General features: G+C 72.2%; 7 protein-coding genes. 2 read left to right on the forward strand and 5 right to left on the reverse strand.

What is annotated here, in order from left to right; translation table 11 throughout:
- Positions 1–429: a hypothetical protein gene (locus AB0B97_RS03585; protein ID WP_357490296.1), complete on the reverse strand. Its 429-nt coding sequence runs from the start codon at positions 427–429 to the stop codon at positions 1–3.
- Between the two features lie 74 nt (positions 430–503).
- On the reverse strand, positions 504–1,385 hold the full coding sequence (locus tag AB0B97_RS03590; RefSeq protein WP_357490297.1) for an endonuclease/exonuclease/phosphatase family protein: 882 nt from the start codon (positions 1,383–1,385) through the stop codon (positions 504–506).
- Between the two features lie 102 nt (positions 1,386–1,487).
- On the opposite strand from AB0B97_RS03590, the gene AB0B97_RS03595 reads away from it, so the two are divergent.
- Positions 1,488–1,817, forward strand: a complete 330-nt coding sequence (locus AB0B97_RS03595; RefSeq protein WP_234581910.1) for an NIPSNAP family protein — start codon at positions 1,488–1,490, stop codon at positions 1,815–1,817.
- A gap of 45 nt (positions 1,818–1,862) precedes the next feature.
- On the opposite strand, the gene AB0B97_RS03600 is transcribed toward AB0B97_RS03595, so the two are convergent.
- Both AB0B97_RS03600 and AB0B97_RS03605 read right to left on the reverse strand, forming a co-directional pair.
- Positions 1,863–3,056, reverse strand: coding sequence for an endo-1,4-beta-xylanase (locus AB0B97_RS03600; protein ID WP_357490299.1), 1,194 nt, complete (start codon positions 3,054–3,056; stop codon positions 1,863–1,865).
- 319 nt (positions 3,057–3,375) lie between these two features.
- Entirely contained in the window at positions 3,376–8,838 is a 5,463-nt protein-coding gene (locus AB0B97_RS03605; protein ID WP_357490301.1) for a carboxyl transferase domain-containing protein, read from the reverse strand.
- A gap of 436 nt (positions 8,839–9,274) precedes the next feature.
- On the opposite strand from AB0B97_RS03605, the gene AB0B97_RS03610 reads away from it, so the two are divergent.
- Positions 9,275–10,528: a phosphodiester glycosidase family protein gene (locus AB0B97_RS03610; RefSeq protein ID WP_357490302.1), complete on the forward strand. Its 1,254-nt coding sequence runs from the start codon at positions 9,275–9,277 to the stop codon at positions 10,526–10,528.
- A gap of 102 nt (positions 10,529–10,630) precedes the next feature.
- Here AB0B97_RS03610 and AB0B97_RS03615 read toward each other — a convergent pair whose 3' ends face one another.
- Positions 10,631–11,434, reverse strand: a complete 804-nt coding sequence (locus AB0B97_RS03615) for a methyltransferase (RefSeq protein ID WP_234581906.1) — start codon at positions 11,432–11,434, stop codon at positions 10,631–10,633.
- Positions 11,435–11,469: the final 35 nt, after the last annotated feature.

Here is an 11,469-nt window from a genome sequence, read left to right on the forward strand (position 1 = left end):
TCAGCCACCCACCAAGGCGACGAGCCGGACGAACGCCACGTCCGGGTCGGTGCGCAGGTCGATCTCCTCGTCGAGGTCCTCGATCTGGCGGTCACCGACCAGCAGCAGGAAACCGTTACGGGCGAACGCGGCGCAGGCGCGATCGGCCTGCGCCACCCAGTCCAGTCGCCTGCCCGGGGTGACCCGGTAGCCGTTCAGCGTCGCCTCCGTGTCGGTCGGCTGCACCAGGCCCCGGAAGTGCCGCGGCTGCTGGGCGTTGAACCGCGCCACCTCCTCGCGCACGCGCAGCCGGACCAGCTCCCGCGCCGAGATGCGCTCCGGCAGGCCCGCCAACGGCCAACTCTCGATGGCTCTGCCGGTCGCTGTCTCATCCCGAACGATCACCGTGACCATGCCCTGTGCTCCCTGCTCTGCGATGGGCGGCAGCATGGCACGACCGTCCGACGAAAAGCGGCGTCGCACCCGGCGGGGACGCTGCGGAAGGTGCCGCCCAGCACGTCACGTCAGCCGCGTGGGTCGTCGATGACGAGGGTGGCCAGCAGGGCGGGGTGGTCGGTAGCCCCGCCCATGCCCACCGAGCGGGCGCAGCAGAGCATGACGTCGGCGCTCGTCAGGATGTGCTGCACCGCTCCGTCGTCGGCGCGCGGGTATCCGGCCGGCGGGCAGGACCGTACGTCGGGGTCGTCGCCGAGGCGGAGGTTGAGGTCGCCGCTGAGCACGGTGGGCGCGTACCCGCTGCTTCGCCGGACGGCGGGCAGGATCTCGTCGAGCAGATGGCCGCACTGGCTGAGGGCGACGGCGCGGCTGGTGGCCGCCAGGTGGGTGGTGCAGGCGTTGAGGGCGCCACCGACGTCGACGCAGAGCCAGGGTCGTTCCTCCGGGTCGGCGAGGTCCTGGGTCGGGTGGATTCCACTGTGTACGGCGTACCGGCCCTCGGCCGTCGCCAGCCGGGCCAACAACCCGATGCCGTACGCCTGGCCGTTGCGGCACCGGGTGTCGGCGCCGCTGGGACGGTCGCCGGCGGCCTGGAAGGCGGACACGACACCCGTGCCGGGGTGGGTGGCCGCGAACACCGCCTCCAGGGTGGGCACGTCGTCCCGGCAGATCTCGTTGAGGGTGACCACCGCGGGTCGCTCGGCCCTGATCACCTCGGCGGCCCTGGTCAGCGCCCGCCCGGTGTAACAGCCGGCGCGACCGCTGTTGCACAGGTTCATCTGCAGCACCCGCACCGTCGTGGGCGCGGACGCCCCGGCAACCGGCGACCCGGCCGGCACCCCGGCGACGGCGACGAGGCAGCCGACGGCGAGGGCTCGGCCGATCGCGCGGTACGGGCCGAGGGGTCTGCCTCGACGGCGGGCGGTGTCGCCGGGCCGATCTGTCGACATGCGGGCTCCGGCAGGGGGAGGCGACAGTCGTCGCCGAGGTGCCCGTGATCCTACTGCCGGCCGTCGCGCGGCAGGGTCCGGCGCGAGCCCTATGGTGGATCAATGATCACGTGCGTCGTGCACTACACCATCGACCCCGCGCAGATCGAGGCGTTCGAACGGTTCGCCCGCGCATGGATGCGGCTCGTGGCCCGGCACGGCGGCGTGCACCACGGATACTTCCTGCCCGCCGAGGGCGCCAGCGACCGGGCCGAGGCGCTGTTCAGTTTCGAGAGCCTGGCGGCGTACGAGCGGTACCGCGCACGGTTCGGTCACGACCCGGAGTTCGTCGCGGCCGACGCCATCCGCGACGAGTCCGGTTGTGTGGTGCGCTACGAGCGGACGTTCATGCGCCCGCTGCTGCCCGGCGACGACCTGGCCGCGCCGCGCTGACACGGGCCGTGCGGGGAGGGTGGACCCCGCACGACCCGTGTCGGTTCAGCGGTGCGGCCTGGGCGCGATGCGCGGCAGGACGTACGGCGGACCGGCGAAGATCAGGTCCGACTTCAGCTCCTGGTACGCCCGCTTGGGCTGGTAGTTCTCGTCGTAGATGGTGGCCAGACCCTCGGGCGGGTCGTTGAACCAGTCCGGCACCCACGAGTACTTGTCGCTGAAACCCCAGACGGTGTACGACAGGCAGGTGCGCACCGCGAGGCACGCCTTCATCAGCACGCTGAAGTTGGCCGCCGACGCCTGCAAGCGGGGGTTGATCTCGGCGGAGTTGCCGGCCCGGACCGCCTCGGTCATCTCGCTGCGGACGTCGACCTCGGTGAACGCGGTGGCCAGACCGAGCGCGGCGAACCGCTTCAGGGCGGCGGTCACCTGCAGGGTGTCGAAGTTGCCGTACTGGGTGCCCAGGTGGCCCTGCGAGCCGACGCCGTCGATCGGGACGCCCTGCGCGCGCAGCCGCTTGGCCATGTCGTAGACGAACTGCGTCTTGTCGTCGGCCGGGTTGCCCGAGCCGAACGCCTCGATGTTGTAGTCGTTGTAGAACAGCAGCGCCTTGGGATCGGCGGCGCGGGCCCAGCGGAACGCGTCGGCGATGTAGTCCGGGCCGAGGTTCTGCGCCCAGAAGCCCTTGTAGTGCAACGTCGACGGGGTGTCCCAGGGGTCGCTGACCGCCTCGTTGACGACGTCCCACTGCCAGATCTTGCCCCGGTAGTGGTTGACGACTGTGGTGATGTGCTTGCGCAGCAGCTCGCGCAGCTCCTGCTTGGAGATGCTGCCGTCGGCGACGCCGCTGGTCAGCCAGGCGGGCAGTTGGTTGTGCCAGACCAGCACGTGGCCGCGCACGGCCTGCCTGTTGCGCTGGGCGAACTCGACGAGCTGGTCGGCGGCCGTCCAGTCGTAGGTGCCCCGGGTGGGCTCCAGGCTCTCCCACTTCATCGCGTTCTCGGCCGTGACCGAGGAGAACTCGGAGGAGGCCAGCCGGCGGTACTGCGGGTCGCTGGCGTCGTTGAGAGCTTCCGCGTTCACCGCGGTGCCGATCTTCAGGCCGTGGCGCTGGCCGAGGGTCGCGAGGCTCTGTGTGGTCGGGTCGTACGGCCGGCTCGCGGTGGCCGGCATCGTGTTCAACGCCGCAGCGGTCGCGGCGGCGACGAGGCCGGCGCTGATCCACCGTCTTGGCTTCATCTGCCTTCCTTTCGGCGATGATCGACAAATGTCGATCTTTGAAGGGAGGGTGCGGCCCGGGGATGAGTGGGCGGGTGCGGTCTCGGGCTCGGTGGCGCTCCCCGAAGCACCGGAAACTCGTTCGAAACATTATGGCCGTCGATGGGCCTCGTCAACTCTGAAAACTTCCGGAAAAAAGTCGGGTGAGCTGCGCGACTGTGGACAGTCATCGGATGAAAGTTTCGACGGTGCGCGGCCCGGCCGGCGGGCCAACGACAGTGGGGACGGCACCGACCGCGATGGGTCGGCGCCGTCCCCACAGTGCGGGATCGGCAGCGGATCAGCCAGGCAGACGCGCCTCGATGGCCTCGATGATGCGCGGACGCAGCTCGGCGGCGCGGATGACGGCGTCCACCGAGCCCACCTCGACGGCGCGTTGGATGTTGTGCACCCGGTCGAACTCCGTGGCCACCTCGCCGAGCTTCTCCGCCCGCACCGACGAGCGCAGCTCGTCGAGCTCGGCGGCGAGCGCGGCGCGCTCGGTGCCGGCCGCGGCGGCGACGCGGGCCTCCAGGGCTCGCACCCGCTCGTCGGCGGCGGTACGGGCGTTGACGTCGGCGGAGAACACCACCGCCGCGGCGGGAGCACCGCCGAGCACCGAGGCGAACGACCCCTCCAGCGCCAGCACCGTCATGCTCGGGTTCAGCGCCTTGGAGAACACCACGAACGCGCCGCCGTGATAGCGCGAGATCACGCAGAAGACGATCGGGCCCTGGAAGTTCACGATCGCCCGGCCGATCTCCGCGCCGTACTCCAGTTGCAGCTTGCGCATCGACTCGGGCGAGCCGTCGAAGCCGGACAGGTTCGCCAGCACGACCAGGGGCCGGTTGCCGCTGGCCGCGTTGATGGCCCGCGCGGCCTTCTTCGACGAGCGGGGGAACAACGTGCCCGCCGTGTAGGTGTCCGGGCCGTCGGTGGGCGGGAACCCACGCCGCGGCACCGACCGGGACTCGATGCCGAGCAGGCACACCGGGATGCCGCCGAGGTGGGCGTCCTGCACGACAGCTGTGTCCGCGTCGGCCATGCCCGCCCACCGCTCCAGCACCGGGTGGTCCTGGTCGGCGAGGGCCCGCAGCACCGTCCGGATGTCGAACGGCTTCTTGCGGTCCGGGTTGGCCTCGGCGGAGAAGATCTCACCCACCGTGCGGAAGGGACTGCCCACCACGTCGTGCGGGAACGTCGAGACGTCACGGTCCACCGGGTCGGCGGTGGCCGCCCGCCGCGGCGCGTCCTCGCCGGGAGCGACGTACGTGTGCTCGTAGTGGGCCATCAGCACGTCCCGCGCGGCGGTCAGGTTCGGCGCCCAGTACTGCGCCTGCCCGTTCGGCCCCATCACCCGGTCGTAGCCGCCGATGCCGAAGTTGTCCTCTGCGGACACGCCGCCGGAGAAGTCGAGCGACTGCTTGCCGGTGAGCACCATCGCCGAGTCCGGCGTCATCACCAGGACGCCCTTGGTGTGCATGAGCATCGTGGCCTCGGCGTTCCAGTACGGCTGCGCGCCGACGTTGATGCCCGCCACGACGATGTTGATCTCGCCGCCGGCCTGGGTGAACTCGACGATCCGCTTGAGGGCGGCGGCGACCCAGTCCATGTTCTCCGTGCCCGAGGTCATCGAGATCCGGGCGCCGGCCGACAGCGCCCACCACTCCAGCGGCACCCGCATCCGCTCCGCCAGGTCCAGTGCGGCGATCACCCGCCGGCACTCCGGCTCGGACAGGGCGCCCAGCGACTTCGTCGGGTCGCCGAGCAGCACGACCCGGGTGACACCCTCGGGATGCAGCGTGGCTGGCGTGGTGACGACACCGGCGACGATCGCGGCGCGGTTGCGCCCCTTCGGCCGGTCCACCGGCACCAGCGCGTACGCGTCGTCGAGGTCGTGCTCGACGAAGTCACCGAGTCGGCTGGTCAACTCGTACGGGTACACCGTGTTGCGGCTGCTGGCCCGCAGCACCTTCAGCCGGTACTCGTCGAGCGGCTCGACCGGCTCGACCGGCGGCGTGCCGACGGTCAGCTCCGCGCCGCCCGCGGCGTCGAACGAGATCCGTACCGCGATCTTGGACAGCTCGCCGGTGCGACGGTCGCGCTGGCGCGCGATGAACAGGATCTCCTCCAGGCCGGCGCCCACCGTCGTCGGGCGCACGCGCCCGGCGATCATCTCCATCTCCTCGCGGGTCAGCTCGCTCGGCGGCCAGACGTAGATGACGATCCGGTTGGTGGTGAAGCGCGTCTTGGACGGCCGCCGCGACTGGGCCCGGCGGATCGAGTCGAGGCACGCCGCGACCGCGTCCTCGGCGGTCGGCAGCGCCACCAGCCGGCCGTCCTGCTCGCGCAGCTCGGTCAGGTCGCGGACCTGGGCGAACGCCACGAGACGCTCGTCGGCCGGGTTCTCCCGCGCTACGCACTGGAAGAGGTAGACCTCCTCGTCGGACGACGGCAGCCGGGTCAGGTCGAACTTGTGCAGCCGCTCCAGCTGCATCCGCTGCGCGATGTACGGGTGCAGACCGCGGATCAGCCGGTCCTCGACCATTGCGCCGTCCGACGGGCGGAAGGTGAAGTGGTGGTGCATGACCGCCCCGCCGCGACCCGCGACGGTGGCGGTGAGCCTGCGGACCCGCGCCGGCAGCGGATGCGCGGTGATCACCTCAAGCAGCGCGGCGGCCATCGCGTCGAAGTCCTCCGGCTGGTTCTCCCAACCGAGGTAGATGTCGGCGTCGACGGAGTCCTCGTCGCCGGCCAGCTCGGCGAGCCCCCGCAGCGCCCCGCCCAGCGCGTCGAAGCTCACCGCCGTGGAGACCACACTGGAGTCCGCGCGCTCGGCGACCACGAAGGCGCAGTCGGCGACCTCGCGGGTCCGTACCCGGGTGAGGGCCTTGTTGCCGTAGTAGCGGCGGGTGAGCACCTCCAGCATGACCGTGTTGTCCAGGTGGTCACGGACCAGTCGCTGGCCGAGCAGACGCACCAGCGGCTCGGTGCTGCGGACCATCTCGGCGATGCGCTCGGCGCGGTCGGGGGCGGCCGGGTGCGCGTCCAGGTGTCGCAGGTGCGCCCGGATCTGGGCGTAGACGCGGGCCCGGTTGCGGCGCAGCAGGGGCTGCGCGAACCAGGCGAACACCACGCCCCGGGCCAGGTCGGCGATGGCGGGGAAGCGGACCTGCGTCGCGGCGATCAGCCGCTCCAGCGCCAGACCGGCCGGCTCGCGCAGCGACTCGTCCGGCGGGGTCTCCCGCAGCCACTCGCGCAGCAGCGACGCCACGACCGTGGCGTCGGCGGACGCGCGCTGCTGGGCCAGGAAGATCCGGAACACGGCGGCTTCCAGGCCGGGGGAGCGCTCCAGGTCGGTGACGCCGTAGTGGCTCAGCGCCTTGGCAAGCCGCGCCTGGAAGGCGTCGGGCAGCCCGGCCCGCTCCACGTCGAGGCTCTGCAGGTAGGTGTGGAAGTACTCCCGCGCGCTGCGGACGTGGGCGCCGCCGTCCTCGCCGGTCGGCCGGTTGCGGCTCAGCTCGGCCAGGTCGGCGAACACGTCGACGAGGTCCACCTCCGCGGCCAGCGGTCGGTGCCCGTCCTCGGCGGCCATCCGCCGCACCACGAGGTAGTCGTCGAGCACCCGGCGGTCGTCGTGCGGGTCGACGTCGAAACCGAGCAGCAGTCCCCGCAGATCCTCCTGACCGCGCCGGCTGCGCTCGTACGCCCCTGCGTTGTCGTCGGCGGCGGGCAGGTCCAGCTCGACGCTGGCGACGCTCGGGCCGGCCGCGGCCTCGCCCGCGTCGTCGGCGAGCGGCTCCAGCCGCAGCAGCGGCGCCCCGGCCTCCACCTGGCTGCCGACCGAGACGGCGCACTCCTTGAGCCGGGCCCTGAACGGCGCGCGCAGCACCGTCTCCATCTTCATGGCCTCCAGCACCAGCACCGGCGCCCCCGCCTCGACCTCGGCGCCGACCTCCAGCGGGGTGGCGACGACAAGCGCGGGCATGGGCGAGCGCAGGACGCCACCCTCGTCGCGGCTGACCCGGTGCGTCACACCGTCGACCTCGACCAGGTGGGTCGGCCCGTGCGTGCCGGTGAGCAGGCGGTACCGGATGCCGTTGACGACGATCTGGCCGGTGTGCCGGTCGAAGCGGTCCAGCTCGACGTCGGCGGTGCGCACGACGGCGCCCGCCTCGATGCCGACGCGGAACCGGTGCGCGCCGATCCGCGCCACCCGCATCCGGTAGGTGACCCCACGCAGCTTGAGGTCCAGCGGCCGGCCGCTGGCGTGCTGCACCTGCGGGCGGCCACCGGCGGCGGTCGACAGCAGCCGCTGCCGCTCGGCGCGCTCCTCCTCCTCGTACGACTCGATGGCGGCGGCGGCCAGGGCGACCGCGGAGTGCCGGTGCGTGACGAGTCGGCCTTCGCCCCGGACCCGGTCGATCCAGCCGGTGTCGGCGCTGGCGTCGATGATCTCGGGCTGGTCGAGCAGGTCGAGCACGAAGCTCTTGTTCGTCGCGCCGCCCTCGATGATCACCGTGGTGTTGGCCATCGCCCGGCGCAGCTTGCCGAGGGCCTCGTCGCGGTCGCGCCCGTACGCGATGATCTTCGCGATCATCGAGTCGAAGTCGGCCGGGATGGTGTCGCCCTCGCTCACACCGGTGTCCACCCGGATGCCCGGGCCGGCGGGCAGGTCCAGCCGCGCGATGCGCCCCGGTGACGGCGCGAAGTCCCGGTCGGGGTCCTCGGCGTTGAGCCGGGCCTCGATGGCGTGGCCCCGCTCGGCCGGCGGCTCGCCGACGAGCCGGCCGCCGGACGCGACGTGCAGCTGCGCCTTGACCAGGTCGAATCCGGTGGTCAGCTCGGTGATCGGGTGCTCGACCTGGAGGCGGGTGTTGACCTCCAGGAACGCGAACAGCCGGTCGCCGGGGTGGTAGAGGAACTCGACGGTCGCCGCACCCCGGTAGCCGACCGCCACGGCGAGCCGCTCCGCCGAGGTCTTCAGCTCGGCCGCCTGGGACGCGTCGAGCACCGGCGAGGCCGACTCCTCGATGACCTTCTGGTTGCGCCGCTGCACCGAGCAGTCGCGGACGCCGAGCGCCCACGCGGTGCCCTGGCCGTCGGCGATCACCTGGACCTCGACGTGCCGGGCGCCGGTGACCAGGCGCTCCAGGAACACGATGCCGCTGCCGAACGCCCGCGCCGCCTCCTGGCTGGTGCGCTCGTACGCGTCGACGAGTTCGGCCTCGTTCGTGACCACGCGGATGCCGCGCCCGCCGCCGCCGGCCGTCGCCTTCAGCATGAGCGGGTAGCCGATCTCGGCCGCCGCCGTCCGGGCGGCGTCCAGGGTCTCGACGGCGCCGCGGCTCCACGGCGCGACCGGCACGCCGACCTCCTCGGCGATCAGCTTCGCGCCGATCTTGTCGCCGAGCTGGCGCATGGCCTCCGGGCTCGGCCCGACGAACGTGACCCCGATCTTCTCGCACAGCTCGGCGAACGCCGGATCCTCGGCCACGAAGCCCCAACCGACCCACGCGGCGTCGGCACCGGTCTCGGTCAGGGCGCGTTCCAGCGTCGCCAGGTTCAGGTACGGGCGCGCGGAGGCCGGCCCGAGGTCGTACGCGATGTCCGCCTCGCGCACGAAGGTGGCCGTGCGGTCGACGTCGGTGTGGAGGGCGACCGTCTCGATCCGGCTGCCCGTCTCCGCGGCCAGCTCCCGGACCGCGTGGATGAGCCGCATGGCGGCTTCACCACGGTTGACGATGGCGACACGGTTGAACACCCGACTGACCCCTTTGGTAGACCATGATGTGCGTGCCGGAAGTCGACGGCTCCCGGCAGTGGTCACTTTTCCGGCTCCGGACGGACAGCGCCATGGCGCAACCGCCGAACCAACAGTCGCTCTGTTGTAGGAACCCAACAAAACTTTTTGGCTGTCGGGGCGTTGGCGTCGGTTCTTCGCCCGATCCTCAACGTGGATGCCCAGATGTCCGTTGAGCGGGTTTTTGCCGTCATTTCGACGGTTGCGGGGCCGCGCTGGCCGCCTCCGGTCCTCGGCAGTTGATCAAGAAGGTGCGGGTGGTTCACCCCGGACGTCCCCGTCGTTCACCGGCGGGTGATCCGCTGACCAGGAAGATCATCGCCGGCCCGGGCCAGTCGCCCGTCCGGCGGGACCCTGCGGGCATCGGCCCGCAACCGCACCGAAGAAGGGAACGGCGATGAGGCCATCGAAGCTCGTACGGCCGGGTCTGGCGCTGCTGCTCGCCGCGGGGCTGAGCACGCCCGCGACGGCGGCCGACGCCGCCGGGATCGCGACGACGACGTCGGCGTCCGTGGCCCCGGTCACCGTCACGTCGAGCGAACAGCTCGCCCCGGGCGTCACCTACGGCTCGTTCCAGGTGGACACCCCGCGCGGCGCGGCAGTCGGTTACCTGCTCACCGCCGACCTGCGCAGGAACAGGGTGTCGGTGGACCTGCTGCACCCGGACACCGTGGCGCAGCGCCAGGTCGTCTCGGCGATGACCAACGCGCAGGGCGCGATCGCCGGCGTGAACGGGGACTTTTTCAACATCAGCGAGACGCACGCCGGCGTCGCACCGACCGGCTCGTCCTCCGGCCCGGAGATCGCCGACGGCGAGCAGCTCAAGTTCGCCGTGCCGACCGCCCAGCGCTTCGGCCCCGGCCTCGCCCCGGGCACCTCGACCCGCGACGTGTTCGGCGTCGGCGTGAACGGCGAGGCGCGTGTCGACACCCTGAGCCTCACCGGCGAGGTCCGCAGCGGACCGCACGCGATCGCCCTCAGTGGCCTCAACCAGTACGCGCTCCCGGTCGGCGGCGTCGGCCTCTTCACCTCCGCCTGGGGCACGGCCTCCCGGGTGCGGTCGACCTGCGGCAGCGACACCAGCCGCAACGACCCGTGCAGCACCCACACGTACGAGGTGACCGTCCACCGTGGAGTGGTGAGCGCGGTGGGTCGGACGCCCGGCGCGGGTGCGATCCCCGCCGACACCCAGGTGCTGGTGGGCCGTGAGGGTGGCGCCGACGCGCTCGACGACCTCGCCGTCGGCGACCGGGTGACGGTCCACGAGAAGCTCGCCTCCGCCGGCGCTCCCAAGCTGACGTTCGCGGTCGGCGGTGCGCCGATCCTGCGCGACGGCGTGCCGCTGGCCGGCCTCGACACCAGGACCGCAGCCGTGCGCAGCGCGGCCGGCGTCAGCCCGGACGGCAGGACTGTGTATCTCGTCGCGCTCGCCGGCCGTGCCCCGGCCAGCGCCGGCCTCACGATCGCCGAGCTGGCCGACGTGCTGCGCGCACTCGGCGCGCACGCGGCGGTCAACCTGGACGGCGGCGGCTCGACCACTGTCGCCGTCCGCGAGCCGGGCCAGGCCGCGGCCACCGCCCGCAACAGCCCCTCCGACGGTACGGAGCGCGCGGTCGCCAACGGCGTCGGAATCTTCGTCGGCCGTCACTGATCGAGCTGTCCGGGTCGGCGCACCTGTCGCGCCGCAGCTCTTTCCTAGGACGCTTGAGGGGGTGTGCGGCCCGCCACGCGAGGCGGGCCGCACCGGGGAGGTCTAACCGGCCAGACGGCCGCGCGTGGAGACGAAGTGGTACGACATGACGGCGAACGCGGGGTCGCGCGTCAGTCGACGGAAGGCGGTGAGCTGTTGGGGCGACAAACCCGCCGCCAGCAGGTCCGGCTCCAACTGGCGGGAGTTCGTCTCGTAGAGCGACGTGCCGCTCGACCCGCCCGCCCAGCTCTGCGAGTGGGTGATGGTGTCCACGTCGACGAGGCCCGCGAGGACCATCTCGGTGTGCACGTCCTGCGCCCACCCCAGGTCGGCGCCGTGGTCCTGCAACACACCCATCATGGTGTCCATCACCTGCGCGAACAGCTTCGCGGCGTCGTCGCTCGGCGCGTTCAGCACCCGCACCGGCGTCGTGCAGTCGAACTCCTCGACGAGCAGCCAGCCGTCGGGCGCCAGCGCGCCCGCGAGGGTGCGCAGGACCCGTCGGCGCTCGGGCAGGTGCAGCAGCACGAGACGGGCGTGGACCAGGTCGAACGTGTCCCCGGGCGGGAGGTCCGCGCGCACGTCGTGCCGGCGTACGCGCAGGTTGCCCTCCGCCACGAGGTGCGTGGGGTCGATGTCGGTGGCCAGCACGTGCCCGTCCGTGCCGACCGCGCGGGCGATCCGCCGGGCCATCGAGCCGCCACCGGCCCCGACCTCCCAGCAGGTCGAGCCGAGGCGTAGCACCGGGCGGGCCAGGCGGCGCATCGTGATCGGGTCCAGGAAGGACTCCAGCGCCCGCATCTGCGGGACCGCGTCCGGTGCGCCGTTGTCGAAGGTGTACGCGCCATCACTGGTGGGGGTCGCCATCGTCTTCTGCCTCTCCGAGAGGGATCGGGTGACTA

It is taken from the genome of Micromonospora sp. NPDC049004, from assembly GCF_040649315.1.
Classification (GTDB): domain Bacteria; phylum Actinomycetota; class Actinomycetes; order Mycobacteriales; family Micromonosporaceae; genus Micromonospora.